Consider the following 22,429-nt stretch of genomic DNA (forward strand, 5'->3'; position numbering starts at 1 on the left):
ACAATGAACCGGCAGGAACTTATCAAGCTCATCAGAGAAAAGAAATCCTACCTCTGCGTAGGCCTTGACAGTGATTTGGAAAAAATTCCGGACTGGCTCAGGGAAGAGCATGATGACCCGGTGTATGAGTTTAATCGCAGGATCATCGATGCAACCATCGATCTGGCAGTGGCCTATAAGCCCAACCTCGCCTTCTATGAAAGCAGGGGCAGTGAAGGCTGGCGAAGCCTTGAGAAAACGATGGAATACCTGAGGAAACATCCTGGTGGGCCAGTATTTACCATTGCTGATGCCAAGCGCGGAGATATCGGCAACTCGGCCGAACAGTATGCAAAAGCATTCCTTGAACGCCTTGATTTTGATTCGGTTACTGTCAATCCCTATATGGGGCAGGACACCCTTCGGCCTTTTTTGACAAGGCCGGGTAAATGGGCTATCGTGCTGGCCCTGACCAGCAACCCGGGCGCACGCGACTTCCAGTTGTGGCAACCTCAGCTTCCGATGTTGCTTGAGCGTATGGGCATCAAAACCGAACAGTGGAAGCGTTTTTTTGAGCTTATCATAGAACAATGCCAGCAATGGGGGACCCCTGAAAACCTGATGTTTGTGATGGGCGCTACCCGTCCCGAAATGCTTCAGGACATCCGGCAAGTTGCACCCTCGCATTTCTTCCTTGTGCCTGGTGTCGGTGCTCAGGGTGGAAGTCTTCAGGATGTGTCGCGTATGGCAATGAATAATGATTGTGGTATTTTGGTGAATGTATCAAGAAATATAATTTTTGCTTCCACAGGAAAGAACTTCGACGAAAAGGCTCGTGAAGCAGCCCTTGGTTACCAAAAACAAATGGAGTTTCTGCTCAGTGAAAAGCAAATAATTTGATGTAAAAAAACTTTCTTTTTCCCCCGACAAGGGGGATTTTTTTTATGTAGTTTTGTTGAATTTGGTATCTAAATTAAATCAGAAGTTTAGCATTGTTTTACCTGTTTGAAGCCTGCAAATGCAGAACCTGAGATTTTGAACCTGAAACCTTGCACCTGGCACTAACTATTCATCATTCATAAATCATCAATCAAATAAACTTATGTTTAAAAGAATTCTTGTTTTAGCTTTTGTGCTTTCCATTCAACTTCAGGGTTTTGCAACGGAGGGCATGTGGTTGCCTGTGCTGATAGGCAATAACATTGAGACGATGCAGCAAATGGGTCTTCAGCTTTCGGCCAGTGACCTCTATAATGAAAACGGGCCAAGCCTGAAGGACGGCATTGTGCGGTTTGGTCGTGGATGCACGGGTGCTTTCCTTTCTCCCGAGGGCTTGCTGATCACCAACCACCATTGCGGTCTGGGGCAAATTCAGCGTCACAGCAGTGTGGAGAACGACTACCTGACTCACGGATTTTGGGCGAAAAGCATGGAGGAAGAATTGCCCAATCCCGGCCTGACCATTACCTTGCTCGTTCGAATGGAGGATGTTACAGATCAAATAATTCCGAAACTCCGTGAGGGGATGACAGAAGAGGAAAGGGCTACAGCGGTTTCACAGCTCACCCGTGAGATTGCCAATGCGGCTGCTGAGGACGGTAAGTACGAAACCCAGGTCGCTCCATTTTATTACGGCAACGAATATTTCCTCTTTGTTTACCAGGTTTACCGCGACGTCCGCCTGGTAGGTGCCCCACCTGAGTCGATTGGCAGCTTTGGCGGCGATGAGGATAACTGGATGTGGCCACGCCACACCGGCGACTTTTCCTTGTTCAGGGTATATGCCAATGCTGACAATGAGCCGGCTGACTTTAGCCCTGATAACAAGCCCTACCGCCCGGAACATTATTTCCCCGTATCGAACCGGGGGGTAAGGCAGGACGACTTCACCCTGGTGTATGGCTTCCCAGGCCGTACCTCTCAGTACCTTACATCCGATGCCGTTAAATATATTCTTGAGAAGCAGAACCCCGTTTCCATTGACCTTAGGACACGTACCCTGGATATCTATAGCCAGGAGATGGATGCAAGTGATAAAATCAGGATTCAATATACCGCAAAGCATTCCGGGGTATCAAACGCTTGGAAGCGCTGGCAGGGTGAGATACGAGGACTGGAACGCCTGGATGCGGTGGAAAGAAAAACAGAACTAGAGGAGGAATTTGCACAATGGGCTTCCAGGCCTGAAAACGCTGGCCGCTATGCCGGGTTGCTCAATGCCTTTGAAACCCTCTACCAGGAATTGAATCCTTTCCGCTATGCAACTATACTTTACAATGAAGCAGGCAGGAGAATTGAACTCGTCCGCTTTGCCCAGGGCTTTGATGAACTGGTGAAGAAGAGTAAGGAAAGCAATGCAGATACTGAAGAAATTGCAAATCTAGTGGAACGCCTGAAGGCAATGACTTCGGCCTTCTTCAAGGATTACCACCAGGGTACAGACCAGCGTATTCTGACTGTTATGCTCGACCGTTACCTGGCGCTTGCCGAACAGCCTTTGGTTCCTCCGGTGCTGATGGATATCCGGCGACAGTATGGCACTGACCTGCAGAAATATGCTGACAGGCTTTTTTCGCGCTCCATCCTGGCTTCGGAAAGCAAGACTATGGATTTGCTGGATAACTATAAAGCCTCAGATTACCGCAAGCTGGAGAAAGACCCCGCCTTTGCGCTGGCCATGAGCTTGGCCAACTATCAGGAAGAAACGATAAGACCTGTGGAATCAAGCCTCAACAGTAAACTGGATAGCCTTTACCGCTTGTACACTGCAGGGCTGCGGGAGATGAGGCCTGAACAGAACTTTTTTCCCGATGCCAACAGTACGCTGAGGATCACCTACGGCAAGGTGGAAGGCTCCTATCCGCGCGATGCGGTTCAGTACCTGCACCATTCCACGGCTCAGGGAATCCTTGAAAAAAAAACAAATACGCAGGTGCCAGATTATCGCATCCCCGAAAGGCTAGATCAACTGATCCGCCAGCGCGATTTTGCCCCCTACGACCACGATGGAGAACTCATCATTGACTTCCTGGCCAGCAACCATACCACAGGGGGCAATTCAGGAAGCCCTGTCCTTGATGGCAGCGGGGCCTTTATTGGCATCAACTTCGACCGCACCTGGGAGAGCACCATGAGCGACATCATGTTCGACCCTGAACAATGCCGTAGCATCACTGCAAACAGCCAGTACATTCTCTGGGTCATCGATCGCTATGCAGGAATGAAGTACCTGCTTGATGAAATGGTGATTGTTAACGAATAGTTAAAGGATTAGTTGAATCCCGGCAAACCGGCAGAAGTCACTGAGATCAGGAATGATATTCCCGTAAACCAGTGACTGGTGGTTTCCCGGGGTTTTTTTCATCCATTCCATCACGCTGGTATCGGTTTTTATAATGGCTTGTGTTCGGCAGAGGGCTGGATTGCCCATATTGGTTTCGATGATCTGCCCTGTGATGGCATAAATGCTTCTGAAATCCTTCCCCGTGCGGAAGATGGTCACGGGCTCCTTCCTGAGCGATCCTCCAATGCCCACGCTGAGGTCTGATTCCATGTGAGTGGTCAAAGTTGTGCCATCAGTTCCTGACAGCATATTGAAGGGTACGGTGCAATGCGCAAGGGTTAGCAGGTTTTCTTCTGCATCAATGGAGGAAGGGTTGGCCATCCATACGGGTTCACCGGTAAGCAGTTGAGCGGCCAGCATGCTGAAGGAGGCGTGAAGGTCGCCCTCGCACGAGGCTACAATGCCCTGATCGTTAGTCAGTCCCATTCCCAGGCAGGCAGTGAACCGATGCTCCAACAGGTCGAAGCACCGGATGGTGATGCCGTCCAGCCTGTAGCGGCCAATGATTTGCTGCATGGCCAGGAAAACCCTCGAGGCCTCGCCCAGGGCTTCGTCTTTGATCAGGATTTTTGAGGCCTTTTCCCTGACGGCCTCTTTCACTTCATCGCTGCTTTCTTCTTCAAGGATTTCATACCCTTCAACCAATTCCTGTATGGGAATTTTCACCAGTTTGGTGCCAAAGGTTCCGAAGTCGTTGACCCCATCGGATGAAAGCAGCCAATGGGAGGGCTCTCCAACAGCGCCAAACCGGGCTTTATGGATACGGCTTAGGGCCTGTGCTGCGCGCAGGAAGGCTTTTATTTGCAGGTGGACATTGGTCTCATCGGGGGCATAAACCAGCTTAAGAGGCCTTGTTTGACCCATGACGGCATTGATTTCAATGGCTGCAGCAAGCGAGTTGTTTCGGTTGTTGGCAAGCAGCATTACAGGGCAGGGGAGCAGATCCATCGCTTTCTGCGCCAACCGTTCCGTGCCCCCGGAACCTACCACAAGGATCAGGGCCTCAGGCTTTTCTGAAAGGGATTTAATATTTTTTTCAAGGGTATCAGGATCATTGATATAACCAAGGTGATGGATGGCGTTTAGGTATTCAGAGAGCAATTCCTGAAGGGGCTTTCCCCAGCGCGAAACAAGCTGTTCTTCTTTTTCAAAGGGCGAATACAATACAAGCTGAAGGATCATTGCTTTTCTTTTTTGTAAAAATAGTGGATTAAGTTGAATGTTGGAAAAGTTGAATGTTGAATGGTTTATACGCAATAATAACAATGACAACAATGATAAGTCAGGCAACAATGACAACCAAAGAAAAATTTCCTATCTTTGCGCGTTTTATATTTCATTCATTCAAGGGGCTTTAGCCCCATTATCCTAATCTGTTTATTTTGGACTTTCTTTCATTCGATTTTGATGAACGCATCATGGAAGGAATCGACGCCATGAATTACAAGGCGCCGACACCCATCCAGCAAGAGGTGATCCCTGAGATCCTTCAGGGCAGTGACCTGATTGCCTGTGCCCAGACCGGTACCGGCAAAACGGCGGCCTTCCTGCTTCCCATGCTTCACAAAATTATTACCCGCCCCGCCGGCGACCACATTAAGGGGCTTATCATTGTGCCCACCCGTGAGCTGGCCATTCAAATTGCCCAGCAACTGGAGGGGTTTTCCTATTTTTCAAATGTCAGTTCACTGGCTGTCTTTGGGGGTGGCGATGGCGCGACCTATTCCAACGAGAAGCGCGCCATGAGCCAGGGCGTGGACATTGTGGTATGTACGCCCGGCCGTATGATCAGCCACCTCAATATGGGCTATGTGAAAATGGACAAGTTGCAGTACCTGGTGCTCGACGAAGCTGACCGTATGCTCGACATGGGCTTTTTCGACGACATCATGAAGATCATTTCTTACATACCCAACAAAAGGCAGAGCCTGTTATTCTCGGCTACGATGCCTCCCAAGATCAGGGATATGGCCAGGAAGATCCTTCAGAAACCCAAAGAGATCAATATCGCTGCCGCTACTCCGCCCGAGAAGATCCGCCAGGAGGCTTATGTGGTGTATGAAAATCAAAAGGTACCGCTTGTCAAGGATCTGGTGCATAAGGATAAAGACCTGAAGACCATCGTCATTTTTTGCGACACCAAATCGATGGTGAAGCAGCTGAGCCGCGACTTAAAGAAAACAATCCGTTTGGTTGAAGAGATCCATTCCGATCTTGAACAGGCAGAGCGTGAATCGGTGATGAATCGGTTCAAGAGCAGGCAAACCAGGGTTTTGGTGGCTACCGATATCATATCCCGCGGCATCGATGTGGAAGACATTGACCTGGTAATCAACTTCAACGTGCCACAGGATGCCGAGGATTACGTGCATCGCATCGGGCGCACCGCCCGTGCACAGGCTGATGGGAAAGCCTGCACCCTGATCGGTGAGAAGGAGCAGCGGCGTTTCGCTGCCATCGAACGTTTTCTGGGCAGGGAGGTGGAGAAGGTGACACTTTCTGAAAAACTGGGCAAGGGCCCGGAATATCAGCCCGAAAAGCAGCCATCTTTTCGGGGGCATAAACCTCATCACAACCAAAAATTCAATCAGAGACGACAGCAGGGCCGGGGCCAGAGGTCAACGGGTAACGGTCAGCGTTCATCCAATAAACCTGTTTCCTAATTTAAACTGAAAACTATGCTACCCTTTCAGAAAAGACTTAGCAACTTCTTCTATGCGATCCTGAGCTTGCCGGCCACCGCAATGGGGTTTGGCCTTTCTGTTCAGATCGCTGCCCTGAGCTGGATTTTACGCACCCAGTACGGGCTCGATATCCACGAGATAGGGATTGTATGGGCTGCTGGCCCCATTGCTGGTATACTGGGGCAGCCCATCATTGGGCTCATTAGCGACAAGGTATGGTTCTGGGGCGGACGGCGCAGGCCCTTCATCCTGGTGGGCGGATTGCTCGCAGGTCTGGCCATATTTGCCCTCCCTCACATCGGAGCCATTGACACCTTTCTGGGCATCGGCAGTATTATGGCTGTGGCCATCACCATTGCCCTGACGCTCGACCTGGCCATTAACATCAGTTTTAACCCCACACGTTCCATCATTGCTGATGTTACGCCTGACGGTCCTCCCCGTACAAAGGGTTATACCTGGATGCAGTCAATCTCCAACCTGTTTGGTAGTATGGCTTACCTAGTGGGCGCCTTGTTTGGAAACTTCATTCTGATCTATGTGGGGGTAGCTGTTATTTTGCTGTTCTCCATCATCCCGGTTTTCTTTATCGAGGAGCCGCGCCACCTGGAAGAGGAAGCCAAGGAAGGGGATGAACCCGTGAAGGAGACCAAAACCCAATGGGGCGAACTGTGGAAGATATACATTGCTCATGGTTTTAGCTGGCTGGGTATACAAACCATGTTTATTTATGCTATCATCTTTATTGAGAAGAAAATAAATCCTTATTCTCCCGGGGTGGATGTTGCGGCCACTGACCTGGTCACCGGGCAGATCATAGGCTGGTCGTTCTTTTTGCTGAACGCTGTAGGTGCCATCTGGCCCATCTTTGTCCTCGAGCCAATTGCACGCAAAATCGGAAGAGTAAAAACCCACGTATTAGCTGTAGCTTTGATGGCCCTGGGATATTTTGCCATTGTCTTTTTTGCACGGAACCAGATCAGCCTTTATGTGTTGATGGCAATCCTTAGCTTTGGCTGGGCTGCAGTGGTTTCTTTGCCTTTTGCCATCATGTCAGAAAAAGTAAACAGGGCCCGCATGGGATTCTTTATGGGCATCTTTAACCTTTCGGTTGTGCTTCCCCAACTGGTGGCCAGCTTTGTGATGGGCTTCGTGATTAAAGCCCTTGCTGACCCACGCACCGTGTTCATCATCAGTGGCATCAGCCTGTCGATTTCTGCTTTCCTCTGGATATTCGTTTCCGAAGGAAAGAAAAAGTCAGTGCCTGAGGTTGAAATCCAGCCCCAGGGAATCAAACATTGATCAGGATATAATTCCTTTAAGAAATTCTTAAAGAGGCTGCCTCTAAGCAAGGGGGTAGCCTCTTTTCATTCTTCGACCGTAAGGCGGTTCGACATACATCCTGCCAAAGCGCAAGGTTTTTCCCCATTTATTAACGTTTAAAGAAAATATTGTCACCTTTCCAGGCTTATGCAAAATGCCAATTCAGACTATATTTAACCAGTGTTTAACCGGTGTTTAACCAATTTAAAACGGTTAAACACCGGTTAAACACCGGTTAAACTTTAATTATGGATACTTGAAAAATGGGCTTAGAAAGGTGCTTGAGGGGTATTTTCACAGACAATGAAAAAACAAGTGACTATTCATTTGAGTTGGCTACATTTTACTTTGTTGGAAAAGGAAGGTAAAGAAATTCCTGCAAGCGAAAATGAAGAAATCAAAAGCCACCCTGAAAGTTAGGATGTTATGTGGTGGGATTGATCTTTTTGGGCAACCGATGAAGCGTTTAAGGCATAATAAAAAAAAACCGCCCCAGCATGCTGAGACGGTTTTTTAAAGTTTTTTTATTCTTTTAATCCAGGATGGTAATCCAACCGTGGGTATCGGGTTCTTCTCCGTATTGAATACTGATCAACTTCTGATACAATTTGGTGGAGATTGGACCGGCCTTTCCGTCTTTTGAGAACTGGTACTCTTTACCAGTCTCACGCACCACGATCTTGCCAATGGGCGTGATGATGGCTGCAGTGCCACAAGCCCCGGCCTCCTCGAAGTCTGCCAGTTCTTCTACTGCCAACTGGCGGCGTTCCACCTTTAAGCCCATTTCTTCAGCCATCTGCATTAAACTCATATTGGTAATGGAGGGCAGGATTGAATGTGATTTCGGGGTTACATAGGTGTTGTCTTTAATGGCGAAGAAGTTAGCCGGGCCTGCTTCATCAATGTATTTCTTTTCTTTCGCTTCCAGGAAGATTACCGAAGCGTATCCTTCTTTCTTGGCCCTTTCAGAGGCTGCCAGACTGCCAGCGTAGTTTCCGCCGACCTTGATATGTCCTGTTCCCAGCGGCGCCGCACGGTCATAATCGTGAACGATCTGCATGGTCACCGGCTTAAAGCCTTCCTTGAAGTAAGGTCCAACAGGTCCAACAAACACCATGAACAGGTACTCTTTTGCGGGGCTAACCCCAACCTGCACGCCGGTGCCGATCAGCAGTGGACGGATATAGAGTGATGCGCCATGGCCATAGGGGGGAACAAAACGTTCATTCATTTTGACGGCTTTGGTTACCATTTCGAAGAAAAGTTCTTCCGGAACCTGGGCCATCAAAACGCCTTCAGCTGATTTGCGGATTCTTTTGGCATTCTCCTGCCAACGGAACAGGCGAATCTTGCCATCCTTGCCACGGTAGGCTTTCATGCCTTCAAAGGCTTCCTGCCCATAGTGGAGGCAGGTGGCCCCCATGTGAATGTTTATGACCTCGGATGAGGAGACTTCAACTTCACCCCACTTCCCATCACGGTAATAGCAGCGCACGTTGTAGTCTGTCTTAAAATAGCCGAAAGGGAGTTTTCCCCAGTCTGTGTCTTGCATATCTCTATATATTTATAAAAGTTAAGAAAAATTACACTTTGCTCGCTAAATTATAATAAATTTTTCTTCTTTAATTGGTTTCTGATTAAATTTTTCATCGAAAAAGGGGTTTATTGGTTATACCTTGTAATGGCATCCATGAGGCCTGTCAATTTTTCGCGCATCGAGGCCGGCGTTCCTTCATAATGGTTTACAATGATGGCAAAAGCCAGGGTTTTTCCTTCGCGGGTGCGGGTCATTCCGGCATACGACCTGACGTTGGCAAGGTAGCCGCTTTTGGCCCGTAAAACATTTTCTGAAGGCGTACCCCTGAAGCTTCCCGCAATCGACCCGGTGCGCCCGGCCAGCGGAAGCCCGGCAATAAAAAACCTGGCTGACTGGCTTCCTGCCGTTTCCTGTAAAACCATCGCGAGTTGTCGTACCGTGATCCGGTTGGAAGGCGAAAGGCCACTGCCGTCATAAAGAAACATCCCCCTGGTATCAAGACCCCTGCCGTTCCAATATTCTTTTATGGCCTCAACACCTGCCTCTGTGCTGCCTTCCCCTTTGATGATACTTCCCAGGGTTTTGAGCAGGTTCTCGGCATAGGTGTTCACACTATTGAGGTTGGTATGACCTGCCAGGCTAAACAGGGGAGGGGACTTCCAGATGCTCAGTAAACGGAATGGTTCAGTTATACGGATATTTTCGGTTGATAATTCCCTATGGGAAATAGCTGGCTTTCCCTGCGTAATGTTGATTTTCGTCAGGAAATCGCTGAAAGAGGCAGCCACGAATAAAGGGGGATCAGGTATGGACCCTTTGACCGGGAAATTATTGCTGCCCAATGGAACGGTGCCTGTCAGGGTTCGCTGCATCTGGTAAGGCGCCCCGAAAATATACACCTGGTCGCCTGAACCCCTTTTGCCGGTGGTTACCTGGTTGATCAGTTCCATACCCGGGACAGGGGGTTCGGTAAAGAGCACCTTGGCTGGCAGTCCTTCCGCCTGGGCAGGCTTAAAATAGACCGTATAAAGATTCTCATTAGCTGTCAGTCCGCTGGCCCCGGCACCGTAATAGTTGCCCATATCCTCCCATATCCACTTTCGTGGGATCATTTCATCGTCGAAAATGGAAGCATCGGCAACGATGCTGCCGGTGATCTTTTTTATGCCGGCCCTCCGAATGTTTTCCAGCCATTGCAGGAACACCCTGTCCAGGTTCAGCGAATCGTGCAGGTTGGTAGAACCAAAGCTTGGATCTCCGCTGCCCTTGATGACCAGGTCGCCGTGAAGAGTCCCTTCGCTATCAATACGTCCGGTATATCCCAGGGTGGTTTTATAACGGAACTCCGGGCCCAGCATCAGCAGGGCAGAGGCAGTGGTCAATACCTTTTGAGTGGAGGCAGGAACCAGAGCCATATCGGCATTGTGCGAGCCCAGCACCCGCCCGTTTGAAACATCCATCACACAGATACCCCAGCTTGCACGGGCAAGGGCAGGATCCTTTGAAAACTCAATGATAGCATTTTCAAGGGAAGATACCGGTCCGGAGGTTTCTGATGAGGTGAATGAAAGCAGGAAGGCCGCAAAGAAAATGATGACCAGTAATGGCTTCCGTTTTTTCATCGGCAGTATATGTTTTTGTGCTTTTCGGGCAAAAAGCCCCTCCGCACGTTAATTCCTTCCAAACACCGAGACATTGATGTACCGGCGCGGGTTCAGCCGGATATCTTCGAGCAGCAGATCCAGCTTCTTTGAGGAGGTTTCCAGGTTTTGATACAAGGCATCATCATTCACCAGCAGGCCAATACTGCCTTCGCCCCGTTGTATTTTGCCCATTGTTTTTGATAGGGCTTCCATGGTCGTGTTGACCTCTTCCATGGTGCGGGTAATCTCAAGGGCTGCAAGGGTATCACTGATGCTGGAGAAGTTATGAATGATATTGGTAATCGATTCGTTGTTTTCCTTCAGATTGGTGGTGATGGATTCTGCATTTGCCATGATCGCATCCAGCCTGTCAGACTGCTTGTCAACCGTTACCATGGTATTCTTCAGGCTTTCAATGCTCTGGGTGAGGTTGTTTTGGGTATCCTCATTAAAGACATACTGGATGGCAGCCATAACCGAATCGACTCTGGCCAAAAGGGCCTCTGCCTGCTCTTTCACCGGGCCAAGCTGCTTGGCCACATCCTCCATAATGGAAGTAGTGGTGCGTGAAACAAGGGTATCCCCATTGGAAACAGCCACAGGCGCATCTCCAAGGAGGAGTTCTATTTCGCGAAAGCCCATAAAATCTGCTCCTTTCAGGTGGGCCAAAGAGTTTGCAGGAATGCCGATTTCTTTGTTGAGGATCATGCTGACAACAATCCTGCCCGAGCCATCAGGATGAAATCTGATCTTATCCACTTGCCCGATCTTGACCCCGGAAACAATTACAGGGTTGGTTTCAACAAGTCCGGTAACATTATCAAATTCGGAATATATGGTCATTTGTCGGGAAAATATATCCCTGCCCTTAAGATAGGAAATACCCCAAATAAACAGGAACAAGGTCAATGTTCCCAAAAGGCCTAGTTTAACTTCTCTGGAAATTTTCAAAACGGGAAAATTAAAGGTTATTTTTTGACTTGTTCAACAACCGGATGGCTTCTGCCGGAGTGATCCGTTGGTTGTTGTGGAAGGCTACCACAAAGGCATCCTTAAACCCGGCCATTTGTACCTGGCTTTGTATGGCTGCTGCCTCCTCCAGACTTTTTTCGTTGCCCACGGTATATTTGTACAAGCCATCCTGGAAATAGTATTCTACTTGCTGGAGGCCATTAAATTCCGGAGCATCTGGGGGTCTTTTTACACTGGTGGAAGCAAACTGTACCTTGAAAACAATCTCGCTGTCATCGGGTAAGGTTTCATTAGCCTCTGGTGTTATGGTTTGGGCAGGTTGGATGACCCCGGAGCTGGCTTCAGCCGTTTCTGTATTGGCTTGCGCCAGAAGTTGCGGGTCGTATGAGGCTGCCAAGAGGTCCTGCCGGGTTTTGTAATCGCGGAAAGCTCTGAATATAGCCGATGCAATATGACTTTGTCCTTCATCTGAAGCCAGATATGCTTCCTCCCGGGAATTACTCAGGAATCCTGCTTCAACCAAAATGGCAGGCATGGTAGCACGGTATAAAACTAAAAAACCATCCTGCTTCACACCCCGGTCAACCCGCCTTGCTCTCTCACGGAATTGATCCTGCACCAGCGTGGCCATATCCAGGCTCTGGTTTAGGTAGGCATTCTGAAAAAGAGTGAAAATGATATTCGACTCGGGAGAATTAGGATCATATCCATCGTAGGTCTCAAGGTAGTTGTCCTCATATAGAATGGAGGCATTTTCCTTTTTGGCCACCTCCAGGTTTGCCCGGCTGCGGTGAAGCCCCATTACAAATGTTTCCGATCCATAGGCTGAAGAGCTTGGTGCACTGTTGCAGTGAATGGAAATGAACAGGTCGGCATGGTTCTCATTGGCGATTTGTGCCCTGCGGTGCAATTCAATAAACTCATCGGTGTCGCGGGTGTAAATAACCTTAACATCCGAAAAGTTTTGCTTGATGTATTCGCCAAGTTTTAAAGAGATGGAAAGGACAATATCCTTTTCCTTGACCTTGCTGCCAAGAGCACCTGGATCTTTCCCGCCGTGCCCGGGATCAATGACAACGGTACGAACAAATCCACGGCGATCTGCAGTAAGTTCTGCCGGCACTGAGGCCAGCAGCAAGAGTATACCAAAAATTATAAAGAAACGTTTCACCTGTAATAAGCAATTTTTTAATTAGATTTGCCCCTGCTAACCTTTGGTAATAATACGCATAAGGCCCATTCTTATTATACAAAAGTAACATTAAATAAAATTGGGTACAAACCTGGGATTTAAGTTTTTTGCCATTACGCTTCTGATCTTCGTTTCGGGGGTACATTTGTTTGCGGCAACGGCAGGGGGATTCCAGGCCCAGCCCCCCCAGCCTCCCGATACGGTGTCGGGACGTACCCGGTCCAGTGCGCCCATTGCATTGCCCGACAGCCTTACCAGTCCCCGGGCCCCAATCATGCCTTCCTTTGCTTCTGACACCATCCCCCCAGACATCAGTGAGGCTGACTCTGTGGCAATGCTCGAACCTGAAAGACAAAGAGGATCAGGGACTATCCTTGATGCCAGGGTAGATTATTCCGCGGTCGACAGCATCTATTTCAATGTGCGCGAACGGAAGGTCTATCTGTACGGTAACGCTGACCTGGTATATGGGGAAATTCATCTGGAGGCAGGCTACGTGGAAATCGATTTCAAACGCAATGAACTATATGCCAGCGGACTGCCTGACTCCACCGGTGTCATACAGGGATTGCCGCTTTTCACCGAAGGTGACCAGTCGTTCCAGTCGAAGGAGATGTGGTATAATTTCGAAAGCAAACGTGGCCGAACCATGCAGGTCTTTACCGAAGAAGCCGATGGTTACCTGCACGGTGAGGTAGTGAAGATACAACCTTCAAGGATTATTCACGTTCAAGACGGGAAATTCACCACCTGCGATGATCCCGATCCGCATTTTCATATCGGTTTCCGAAAGGCAAAGATCCTTCCCGAGGATAAGATTATCACCAGCCTTGCCTATCTTGTGATCGCAGGGGTGCCTACACCCCTGGTGGTTCCCTTTGGATTTTTTCCCAACAAGCGGGGGCAGGCTTCAGGGATTCTGATGCCCTCCTATGGCGAAACGGCCAACCGGGGTTTCTTTCTCGAAAACGGGGGCTTTTATTGGGGTATCAATGATTATGTTGACCTCTCCCTGCGCGGCGACATTTACACCCGCGGAAGCTGGGCCGCAAAGATAGGTTCCAATTACCGGGTACGCTACCGCTATTCCGGATCGCTCAACATGACTTACGCCATCAATGTTCTGGGAGAAGAGGGCTTGCCCGATTATTCCAGGAACCGCGACTTTCGGGTGGTGTGGAGTCATAACCAGGATCCCAAGGCCAGGCCAAACAGTGTATTCCGTGCCAATGTCAACGCCGGAAGCTCTCAGGCAAGCCGTTTCAACCCCACTTCAGAACAGGACTATTTGTCGAACACCTTCTCCTCCAACGTCTCTTATTCAGCCAACTGGGCAGGGCGCTATAATTTCTCTGCCAACTTCAGACACAGCCAGAATACCATCAACAAATCGGTGGACCTGAGCCTTCCTGAAATTGCCTTTAGTGTGAACCGGCTGCATCCTTTCAAAAGGAAGAACGCAAGAGGCGAACCCAGATGGTATGAAAACATTACAATGAATTATACCATGAATGCCAGGAATGAGCTGCGCACCGTCGACTCCCTGCTTTTTGAAAGGGAAACATGGTCGCGATTTCGCAACGGGGTCAATCATGTCATTCCTATTAGCCATTCAACCAGGGTTTTAAAGCATTTTAACCTCAGCAACAGTTTTAATTATAATGAACGCTGGTATTTCTCGACCATTGAGAAAAACTGGGATCCGGAAGCCATGTGGGTCCAGGGGGGCGATACTCTTTTTGGCCGGGAGGTCATCGATACCATTTCTGGTTTTAAAGCTGCCCGCGATTTTAATTATAGTGCCAGCCTGAACACCCGTCTGTATGGGATGTTGCAGTTTCGCCGAGGGCCAATCCGTGCCCTGCGCCACGTCATGTCGCCCAACCTGAGCTTCAGTTACCGGCCCGACTTTGGGGACCCCTTCTGGGGCTATTACAAAAGCTATTACAACCCCAGGGATGACCGCGAGGTCGAATACTCCATCTTTGAACAGGGTATTTACCAGGGTCCACAGGCAAACCGCTCGGGGAGCCTGAACTTCTCACTGGCAAACAACCTGGAGATGAAAGTCAGGAATCGCCGTGATACCTCAGCCAGTGGAGAGCGAAAAATCGCCCTGCTGGATAATTTTTCCATCAACGGTGGATATGACATTGCACGTGATTCATTAAAATTTTCCGATATTCGGGTTTCTGGGCGGACGAGGCTATTCGACAATTTCGACATCACCTATTCAAGCGGCTGGACGGTTTATGATACCGATTCAACGGGCCGGTCAATAAACCGATTTCTGTGGGAAACCGAGAATAAACTGCTCAAGCTGAAAAACACCAACTGGAGCCTGAGTTTTAACTATTCGTTGAGTTCAAAGGCACAGGCCGGAGCGGTTGGGGGCGATCAGTTAAGGGGCCCTGCTGGCGGTGCAATGGGCGGGCCAGGTGGTCCAGATGAAGGCGGGGGAGAGAATGGAGGAGAGATTCCCGGCGAAGAAATGATGCCCCTTAGCCCGTCAGTAGTCGATTATTCCGTGCCCTGGAACTTGCAATTCGGGTATACCTTTAATTACAATTCCCGCTACAACTATCGGGATGAGCGATTCGACCGCAATTTAGTCCAGTCACTCAATGTGAATGGATCCGTTAACCTGACGCCCAAATGGCGCATCGGCTTCCGTTCAGGTTACGATTTTGAAAGGAAAGAAATTACCTATACCTCTCTAGACCTTTATCGTGATCTCCATTGCTGGGAGATGACCCTGAACTGGATTCCCTTCGGCTTCCGCAAGAGCTATAACCTGACAATACGCGTGAAATCGCAGATGCTTCAGGATTTGAAAATCACCAAAAGGACTCACCACCTCGACAATGCATTCCAAACTTTCTGACAAGGCTAAGGATGGATTTGCCCCTTGCAGCAAAAATGGAACCTCATTGCCGGCTCTTCTTTTGGCTTTTTTTCATTGAATTATTGAAATGTTTTTATCAATTTCTTGCGGGTGATTAAAAAAAAATTAGAATATTTGCATGTTGATTAAGAAGGGTCTGCCGGAAGTGTTCAAACTTGGATTTCTTTCCCCTTCTTTCATTCCGATTTTTATTTTACATTTGCATAATCATTAAAAAAAACCACCAACTCGTATGAAAACAGTTATTCAGATTGTTTTAGCCCTTGCTATTGTGGTGCTTGTTTACCTGATCTATGACAGCATTATGGAGCCGGTACGGTTCAACAAAGAAGCAGCCCGGCGTGAAGCCCGCATCATTGAGCGACTGAAAGATATCCGGACTGCGCAGGTAGCGCATCGTTCACGCTATGGCACTTTCCTTGGCGACCTGGATTCCCTGGTTCAGTTTGTAAAAAATGACTCGATTGTCATCCTCCGTGCAATCGGTACCGTTCCCGACTCTCTTACTGAATCCGAAGCTGTTCGTTTAGGAATCGTTCAAAGGGATACATTCTGGATGCCAGCCAGGGATACCCTTCTGAATCAAGCAAGATATCCGCTGGACTCCCTGCCTTACATTCCATTCAGTGGTGGTAAAAAGTTTACCATCTCAGCCAGTATGATTGAAAGAGGCATGGTGGAATTGCCTGTGTTTGAAGCTTACACCACCCCCGATGAATACATGAAAGACCTCCCTTATCTAATTTATTATACCCGTCTCGACGGCTTAAAGGTTGGTTCGCTGGTGGAGGCCTCTATCGACGGAAACTGGGAGTAACCTAAACAATATGTCTGGCCCTTTTCGTAAGACGGTTAGTATTGTCGACAAAGATTTTTTGCCAGGGTCGGAAAGAAATGAAATATTATCCATCGAGCTTTCGCTCGATGGATTTTCTTTTGCAATCCTCGATCCCCGGCATTTCAAATACCTGATGCTCGAATCTTACCGCTTCGATCCCGGTTCTTCACAGGATGATTTTCCGGAACAATTAGAAAACTTTATCCGTGATTACCCGCTTTTGCTGGGCTCTTTCGAACGCATCAGCATAGCCTGGTATCAGCCTCAGTATACCCTGATCCCCGCCGATTTGTTCTTGTATGCCGGAAAGGATGACTATCATCAATTTACCGGAGATTTCCCCCAGGGATATGAATTGAAAGCCGATAAACTTAACAACCTGGGGGCCTATGGCATTTATCCCTTTCCGGAAACAATCCGCAAACGGCTCGAGTTCCTGTATCCCGCGCACCGCATCAGGCATACAGCAACCGTTTTCGTCGAAAGCCTGTTGTCCTCCTTCAGGCTGGGTGAAGTTAGGGCAGACCTCGCCATTTATGTTAATCAGGGGCATTTTGAACTCCTGCTCTTTGAAGGCGACAGGCTTGTTTTCTATAATTCGTTTGCTTATCAGGCCTTCGACGATCTGATGTATTTCCTTTTTTATGTACTTGAACAGTTTGAGCTCGATGCCAGCCAGGTAGAAGCCATCCTGGCCGGCGACATCAGCCTGGACTCGAAAGAATATGCGTATCTTGCCCAATACTTCAAAAAGGCCGGTTTCGTGAGTCGCAGTGATGTTTATAAATACAGCCCCGCGTTCGATGCCGTTCCCCATCATGGCTTTTTTAACCTGCTTCATTTGAACACATGCGGATAATTGCTGGAAAATATCAGCGCAGGATCATCCGTCCTCCGGGCAACTTGCCGGTCAGGCCTACTACTGACCTGGCCAAAGAAGCCCTGTTCAACGTCCTGAATCACCATTTCGATTTTGAAAGACTGAGGGTCATCGACTTGTTTTCAGGCACCGGGAGCATTGCCTATGAATTTGCTTCCCGCGGTGCTAAGGAGGTCGTTGCCGTCGATGCCAATTTTAAATGTTATGAATTTATTAACCATACCATCCGGCAGTTTGCTTTCGATAACCTGAAAGCTGTCCGTGCCGATGTGTTCCGTTTCCTTTCATACTGCCGCCCTGGGTTTGACATTATCTTTGCCGACCCACCCTATGAGATGGAAAAGTTTGAACGAATTCCAGAAGCTGTCTTCAACCGGGAACTGCTTTCACCGGGTGGCTGGCTGATCCTTGAACATCCGGCCGGTAAACAGTTTAGCCATTTTCCCCAGTTTAGGGAGGAACGAACCTATGGACGGGTGCATTTTTCCTTTTTTGAAAAACCTGCAACAGCATCAAAACCTTGAACCATGAAACCCATAGCCTTATTTCCAGGAAGTTTTGACCCCATTACCAAAGGCCATGAATCCATTGTCCTGAGGGCCATCCCACTGTTTGAAAAGATTATTATAGCCATTGGCCACAACTCGGAAAAGCAGGGCTTTTTCCCCGTTCAGCAACGCATGGAATGGGTTCGGAAGGTTTTTAAGGACTATCCTTCCATAGAAGTCATTGATTATGAAGGTCTTACGATTAACCTTTGCAGGAAGCACAATGTGAAGTATATTCTGAGGGGCCTTCGCACCAGTGCCGATTTCGAGTTTGAGCGCAGCATCGGGCAAATGAACAAGAAAATGATGCCTGAACTGGAAACGGTATTTATGCTCACCGTCCCCGAACACACTGCCATTACCTCTTCCATCGTCCGCGAAATCATTCGCAACGGGGGAGACGCCACCCAGTTTGTCCCCGATCAGGTAAGATTTTGAGGTTTTCCTGGATTTTTATTTTTTGATTATATTTTAGAGCCATTTATAACTCATTATTAATGGGTTAAGTGAATTTATCTTGCTTGCAAGTTTTAGCTTTCCAGGTTCTTTTTCTCATTTTTTTATTACCTGACTCGGAGTTAATACGGAGTTTATACGGTTTAAACCGTATAAACTCCGTATTAACTCCGTATTAACTATGAGTATGGTTGGGTGTAGGAAGGGGGTAGGATTTCTCCTGATCCTTTTTTTTGCTTATTTTAATAAAGGATGAAGGATCGAGGGGGATGACGATTAATGCCTGTTTTCAATAATGGTCAGATCATCTTATGGTCGATGGCAAGGGTTACCAGTTCCCTGACAGATCCGAAAACGTTGTTGAAAATTTCAGGCAGTTGGTCATGGTCTATCCATTCTGCCCTGATGATGTCTTCCTGAACTTGTGGGGTGGGTTTTCGCGTCGAAGGGGTGGTCATCAGAAACCAGGTGGTTTTTTTCAGTGCCCACTGCTCATTTTTCCAAGGGAAGACGTGATAGGTGCAGGATAGGGGAGCTTTGATGCTTAGCTGGTCTATGCCGCACTCTTCTTCCACTTCGCGCAGGGCCGTTTCTGTGGTGGTTTCACCGGGATTGGGATGACCCTTGGGCAGGTCCCATTTTCCCTTACGGAAAATAAACAACAGTTGCCCCTGTGGATTGATGACCAAGCCCCCTGCAGCTTCATGGGGGGTAAAAAAGGAGGCTGCATAACGAAAGAGCCATTGGGGATTAGAAGATTTCAATACCATCCGACTGCCTTCACCAGTTGACAAGAATTTGGAAAAATAATCCCAGAAAGGGAAAGCCTGACTGGGTTCTGCCCAGAGTTCCAGGTTCCCTTCCAGGGGATCATCCAGGGTGGTGATTTTGATCTCTTTGTCAATAAGATAGATCGTAAACATCCGATAATTTTTTGAAGCGTTTCTTCAATTTTTTTGAATTTACAAGGACTTTTCGAAAGTTACTAAAATTTGGTGTAGGTTTGTAATATGAAATGTGATAGTGAAGTTGCCCGTATCATTGCGAGTTTATTGCTTCAAAGCAAAGCCGTAAAACTAGACGCTGTGACACCCTTCACCTGGGCTTCAGGAATAAAATCTCCCATTTATTGCGACAACCGGCTTACATTGTCTTTTCCGCAGGTCAGGCGTCAGATTGCGCTGCAGTTTTCGAGAATTATCCGTGAAAATTTTCCGGAAGCAGCAGTGATAGCCGGTGTGGCGACTGGGGCCATTGCCCACGGTATCCTGGTGGCTGAAGAAATGGGGCTGCCTTTTGTTTACGTGCGCAATGCTGCCAAAGGGCATGGACTGGGAAACCAGATAGAGGGGCGGATTCTAAAGGGTGAGAAGACGGTTGTGATCGAAGACCTGGTCTCGACGGGGCAGAGCAGCCTTGCGGCCGTAAAGGCTTTGCGCGAAGCTGGTTTCCTTGTCGAAGGAATGCTGGCCATTTTTTCCTACCAGTTCCCCGAAGCCGAAGAGGCCATGGCACAGCACGAAATCGATCTGTACACCCTCAGCAATTATACTTGCCTGCTGGAGACTGCCCTGCAGGAAAGCCGCATCACTGAGGAGGATATGCAAATTCTTTCGAAATGGCGCGAAAACCCCCGTGCCTGGGGGGAATAGACTTCATCATAGTTATCTTCAAGTATTATGACAAAATTCCAGAGTAAGCGCGTTCTTGTCAATGCGAGCGAACAAGAGGTATATCATTTCCTGAGCGATTTCAGAAATTTCAAAGACCTTATGCCGCCACAGATCGTTGACTGGCAGGCCGATGAGGATAGCTGTTCATTTACAATCCAGGGAATGGCCAGTCTCTCGATGCGAATGCAGGAAAAGGTTCCCTTCCAGAAAATTCATATCAAGGCAGATGGCCAAAATCCCATCGATTATTCCCTTGACTGCTATTTCGAGCCTGAAGAGGAAAACCGGAGCCGGGTTGAGATTGTGTTTGATGCTGAGTTGAATCCTTTTCTGAAAATGGTGGCTTCAGGGCCTTTGCAAAACCTTGTCAATATGCTGGCTGATAAACTGGAAGACATTTTTGCAAAGAGGTCAGAATAGAAACCTGACTTCTTTGATGTCGAAATTTAATAGCTGGCCCCCGCTTTCTCTGATCAGGATCCGTCCATATTCGTCAATCCCGGTTATTTCTCCTGAAAATTCTTTTTCTTCGTGCGAAAAACGCCTGGTTTCTCCGAACCCCAGCAAGTGGTTCAGGTAGGATTCCCTGATCTGTTTATGGTTTTCATTTTGGAGCACCCGATACCACCATGAAATTGAGCTGAAGACGGTTTCAAAGACCTTTGAGAGCTCAAATTCAGTTCCCGTGATGGTTTTGATTGACAGGGCATTGGGTGCGTCATTCGAGAATTGATCCTGGTTCACGTTGATCCCGATGCCGGCTACAGCCACGAGCAAGCGGTTTCCCATGATCTGGTTTTCGATAAGGGTGCCCGAAACTTTGCGGTCTTTCCAATAAATATCGTTTGGCCATTTAACCAGTACATTCTCCTTCGGAGTTAGCAATTCAGCGATGCCATCCCTGACCCCCAGGGCGATGGCCTGGTTTAACAGGAACTGGTTGGCGGGAGGTAGGAAGACCGGACGGAGTATGACAGAGAAGGTAAGGTTTTTGCCGGGTTCGCTTTCCCAGGATGCCTGTCCCTGCCCTCGTCCCGAATATTGATGCATTGCTACAATGGCAGTGCCCTCTGGAGGGCTGGATGTCCCGAGCAATCGAAAAGCTTCACGATTGGTTGAGTCGGTGGTTTCAAGGTGTATGATCCGCAGAGCCTTACTTTCCATCATCTGGGCGAAAGGACAAAATTAGTCAATTTAAATCCATTAACAATTATTCGCAAAAATGCAAAAACATTATGTGCGTAAATAATGTTAAATTTGCAGGTAATATTAACATTCCGGGAATGGTAAAAACACAAAAGAAAGACGACACAAAAACCCTTATTGATTCGATAGTAAAAGGTATCCAGGAAAAAAAAGGACTTGATATAGTAATATTGGATTTAGCCAAGCTGAATTCTACCGTTTGCGATTATTTTGTTATTTGTCACGGGACTTCCAAAACCCATGCGGGCGCTATTGCAGATTCGGTAGAGGTTGAAGCAAAGAAGGCTACAGGCCACTTTCCCCGTCGCCGGGAAGGCTTTGCCAATGCCGAGTGGATATTGCTTGATTACCTCGACATTGTGGTTCACGTGTTCCAGGAACCGGTTCGAAACTTTTATAAGCTGGAAGCCCTATGGGCCGATGCGCCCCGAACCACGGTAGAGGAATAACAATTTATAGCAGCATTACATTTCATTTGCAACTCAATGAATACAGATAACAATAATAAAACGACCAATAAACCCAATGGCAACAAACCGGGGGATCCGGATGGTGGAAAAGGCAAGAAAAAGCCCGGGTTCAACTTTTACTGGGTTTACGGGATTCTTGCCCTTTTGCTGATTGCCTTAAACTTCTTTAACTGGGGTGGTTCAACCATTGAGATTTCTCAACAACGCTTTGAGGTTGAAATGCTTTCATCCCAGGACGTAGAGAAGCTGGTGGTGGTGAATCAGGACATGGTTGAAGTTTTTCTCAAGCCTGATAAACTTGATCAGGAGAAATACAATGACCTCGAAGGCCGGGGCACTGGTACCATGGATGCCCTTCGGCCGCATTATATGTTTAAGATCGGTTCAGTAGAGAATTTTGAACAGATGGTTCGGGAAGGGCAGGAGGATCTTCCCATCGAAGAGCGTGTTCCTGTTTTTTATGAGCAACGCAGAAACTGGGGTACTGACATCCTGGGCTGGTTGCTTCCCATTGGTTTGCTTATTGTTTTCTGGTTGTTTATTATGCGCCGGATGGCAGGTGCTTCAGGGGGCGGGCAAATCTTTAATATTGGTAAATCGAAAGCCACCCTCTTTGACAAGGACACCCACGTGAGTGTCACTTTCAAAAATGTTGCAGGCCTTGAAGAAGCCAAGACTGAGGTGATGGAGATAGTCGATTTCCTCAAAAATCCGAAGAAATACACACAGCTGGGGGGTAAGATACCCAAAGGTGCCCTTCTTGTAGGCCCTCCCGGTACA

20 protein-coding genes are annotated in these 22,429 nt (G+C 48.1%); 13 read left to right on the top strand and 7 right to left on the bottom strand.

Going from position 1 to position 22,429, the window contains the following annotated elements:
• Positions 1-3: 3 nt before the first annotated feature.
• Complete coding sequence (pyrF, locus tag V2I46_11210) at positions 4-879, top strand: orotidine-5'-phosphate decarboxylase (GenBank protein ID MEE4178064.1); 876 nt, start codon at positions 4-6, stop codon at positions 877-879.
• A 202-nt stretch (positions 880-1,081) separates the two neighbouring features.
• On the top strand, positions 1,082-3,241 hold the full coding sequence (locus V2I46_11215; protein MEE4178065.1) for a S46 family peptidase: 2,160 nt from the start codon (positions 1,082-1,084) through the stop codon (positions 3,239-3,241).
• Here V2I46_11215 and V2I46_11220 read toward each other — a convergent pair whose 3' ends face one another.
• Entirely contained in the window at positions 3,242-4,504 is a 1,263-nt protein-coding gene (locus V2I46_11220) for a hypothetical protein (GenBank protein ID MEE4178066.1), read from the bottom strand. It abuts the gene before it with no gap.
• A 200-nt stretch (positions 4,505-4,704) separates the two neighbouring features.
• On the opposite strand from V2I46_11220, the gene V2I46_11225 reads away from it, so the two are divergent.
• Entirely contained in the window at positions 4,705-5,985 is a 1,281-nt protein-coding gene (locus tag V2I46_11225; GenBank protein ID MEE4178067.1) for a DEAD/DEAH box helicase, read from the top strand.
• A gap of 15 nt (positions 5,986-6,000) precedes the next feature.
• On the top strand, positions 6,001-7,308 hold the full coding sequence (locus tag V2I46_11230; GenBank protein MEE4178068.1) for an MFS transporter: 1,308 nt from the start codon (positions 6,001-6,003) through the stop codon (positions 7,306-7,308).
• A gap of 553 nt (positions 7,309-7,861) precedes the next feature.
• On the opposite strand, the gene V2I46_11235 is transcribed toward V2I46_11230, so the two are convergent.
• From V2I46_11235 to V2I46_11250, 4 genes are all read right to left on the bottom strand, one after another.
• Positions 7,862-8,881 (bottom strand): branched-chain amino acid aminotransferase, encoded by a 1,020-nt coding sequence (locus V2I46_11235; GenBank protein MEE4178069.1) that lies wholly within the window; start codon positions 8,879-8,881, stop codon positions 7,862-7,864.
• A 110-nt stretch (positions 8,882-8,991) separates the two neighbouring features.
• Positions 8,992-10,488, bottom strand: coding sequence for a D-alanyl-D-alanine carboxypeptidase/D-alanyl-D-alanine-endopeptidase (gene dacB / locus V2I46_11240; GenBank protein MEE4178070.1), 1,497 nt, complete (start codon positions 10,486-10,488; stop codon positions 8,992-8,994).
• A 48-nt stretch (positions 10,489-10,536) separates the two neighbouring features.
• On the bottom strand, positions 10,537-11,427 hold the full coding sequence (locus V2I46_11245) for an MlaD family protein (protein ID MEE4178071.1): 891 nt from the start codon (positions 11,425-11,427) through the stop codon (positions 10,537-10,539).
• A 43-nt stretch (positions 11,428-11,470) separates the two neighbouring features.
• Positions 11,471-12,652 (bottom strand): N-acetylmuramoyl-L-alanine amidase, encoded by a 1,182-nt coding sequence (locus V2I46_11250; protein ID MEE4178072.1) that lies wholly within the window; start codon positions 12,650-12,652, stop codon positions 11,471-11,473.
• Between the two features lie 100 nt (positions 12,653-12,752).
• Between V2I46_11250 and V2I46_11255 the strand changes: the two genes are divergently transcribed.
• From V2I46_11255 to coaD, 5 genes are all read left to right on the top strand, one after another.
• Positions 12,753-15,557, top strand: a complete 2,805-nt coding sequence (locus tag V2I46_11255; protein MEE4178073.1) for a putative LPS assembly protein LptD — start codon at positions 12,753-12,755, stop codon at positions 15,555-15,557.
• 253 nt (positions 15,558-15,810) lie between these two features.
• Positions 15,811-16,395: a hypothetical protein gene (locus V2I46_11260; GenBank protein MEE4178074.1), complete on the top strand. Its 585-nt coding sequence runs from the start codon at positions 15,811-15,813 to the stop codon at positions 16,393-16,395.
• A 10-nt stretch (positions 16,396-16,405) separates the two neighbouring features.
• The gene (locus V2I46_11265) at positions 16,406-17,275 is read left to right on the top strand and encodes a DUF3822 family protein (GenBank protein MEE4178075.1); all 870 of its coding nucleotides are present in this window, start codon (positions 16,406-16,408) and stop codon (positions 17,273-17,275) included.
• Positions 17,266-17,820: an RsmD family RNA methyltransferase gene (locus V2I46_11270; protein MEE4178076.1), complete on the top strand. Its 555-nt coding sequence runs from the start codon at positions 17,266-17,268 to the stop codon at positions 17,818-17,820. Before V2I46_11265 ends, V2I46_11270 begins: the two co-directional genes overlap by 10 nt.
• Before the next feature lie 3 nt (positions 17,821-17,823).
• A complete protein-coding gene (gene coaD / locus V2I46_11275; protein ID MEE4178077.1) occupies positions 17,824-18,282 on the top strand; it encodes a pantetheine-phosphate adenylyltransferase in 459 nt (152 codons plus the stop codon).
• A gap of 317 nt (positions 18,283-18,599) precedes the next feature.
• Here coaD and V2I46_11280 read toward each other — a convergent pair whose 3' ends face one another.
• Complete coding sequence (locus V2I46_11280) at positions 18,600-19,223, bottom strand: NUDIX domain-containing protein (GenBank protein ID MEE4178078.1); 624 nt, start codon at positions 19,221-19,223, stop codon at positions 18,600-18,602.
• A gap of 87 nt (positions 19,224-19,310) precedes the next feature.
• Between V2I46_11280 and pyrE the strand changes: the two genes are divergently transcribed.
• Both pyrE and V2I46_11290 read left to right on the top strand, forming a co-directional pair.
• Positions 19,311-19,952 (top strand): orotate phosphoribosyltransferase, encoded by a 642-nt coding sequence (pyrE, locus tag V2I46_11285; protein ID MEE4178079.1) that lies wholly within the window; start codon positions 19,311-19,313, stop codon positions 19,950-19,952.
• A gap of 27 nt (positions 19,953-19,979) precedes the next feature.
• Positions 19,980-20,393, top strand: a complete 414-nt coding sequence (locus V2I46_11290; protein MEE4178080.1) for an SRPBCC family protein — start codon at positions 19,980-19,982, stop codon at positions 20,391-20,393.
• Here the strand turns inward: V2I46_11290 and V2I46_11295 are convergent.
• Positions 20,385-21,140: a biotin--[acetyl-CoA-carboxylase] ligase gene (locus V2I46_11295; protein MEE4178081.1), complete on the bottom strand. Its 756-nt coding sequence runs from the start codon at positions 21,138-21,140 to the stop codon at positions 20,385-20,387. The two genes, V2I46_11290 and V2I46_11295, sit on opposite strands and share 9 nt — an antisense overlap.
• Positions 21,141-21,256: 116 nt before the next feature.
• Between V2I46_11295 and rsfS the strand changes: the two genes are divergently transcribed.
• Entirely contained in the window at positions 21,257-21,628 is a 372-nt protein-coding gene (rsfS, locus tag V2I46_11300; GenBank protein ID MEE4178082.1) for a ribosome silencing factor, read from the top strand.
• A 36-nt stretch (positions 21,629-21,664) separates the two neighbouring features.
• Positions 21,665-22,429, top strand: a 765-nt coding sequence (locus V2I46_11305) for an ATP-dependent metallopeptidase FtsH/Yme1/Tma family protein (GenBank protein ID MEE4178083.1), incomplete at its 3' end; no start/stop codon positions are given.

It is taken from the genome of Bacteroides sp. (assembly GCA_036351255.1).
GTDB lineage: Bacteria > Bacteroidota > Bacteroidia > Bacteroidales > UBA7960 > UBA7960.